This window comes from Micrococcus sp. LASM2_SD2 (assembly GCF_057364565.1).
Genome location: NZ_JBNFOB010000471.1, coordinates 1 through 654 on the forward strand (window position 1 = coordinate 1; position 654 = coordinate 654).

Annotated in this window: 1 pseudogene; it reads left to right on the forward strand. The window is 74.2% G+C overall.

Features of this window, described 5'->3' with window-relative positions:
- Positions 1-94: 94 nt before the first annotated feature.
- Positions 95-654: pseudogene (locus AC2W7A_RS13175) on the forward strand (hypothetical protein); the annotation flags it as partial.

The following is a 654-nucleotide window of genomic DNA, read 5'->3' on the forward strand; positions in this document are numbered from 1 at the left end:
GGCCAAGCCGCGCCGCCGGCGCGTCCGGACCCGCCGGGACGGTGTGAGGTGATGCAGCCGCCCGCCCTGCTGGACGGTCCGGCTGGGGCCGGCCGTGCGGCTGGACCTGCACCCGGTGCGCGGCGGCATCGTCTACATCATGCGCACCCTGGTCCTGGACGAGCTGGGAGACGACGACCGCGGGGACGTGCACATCGGCATGGTCCCGGCGACCGACCTCACGCGGTTCTGGGACTGGGCGCTGGACGGACAGGACCCGCGGCACCCGGTGATCGTGCACACCCGCACGGAGGAGACGGCGGAGACCCTGCGCCTGCTCACGGCGATCGGCCCGGAGGGGCTGAACGTGGTCCGGTACCGGCTGGACGAGTCCGCGGTCGGCACGCAGCGGTCCTCCTATCTGCTGCCGGAGATCGTGCCGGAGGCGGTCATGGAGCTCGGTGAGCCGCGCATCCCGCTCGCAGACGCCCCGGCCACCGTGACCCCCATGGGCCCCGCCGCGGACCGGGCCGAGTGGAAGCGGGTCCAGCGCTACCTGCAGATCCTGCGCGCGGACATCGCGCCGCACGGCCGCGGGGAGGCGGAGCTGTACACCATGGACTGCCGCGTGGAGGCGGTGCACGTGGTCACCGGCCGCCTCGAACTGCGGACCAC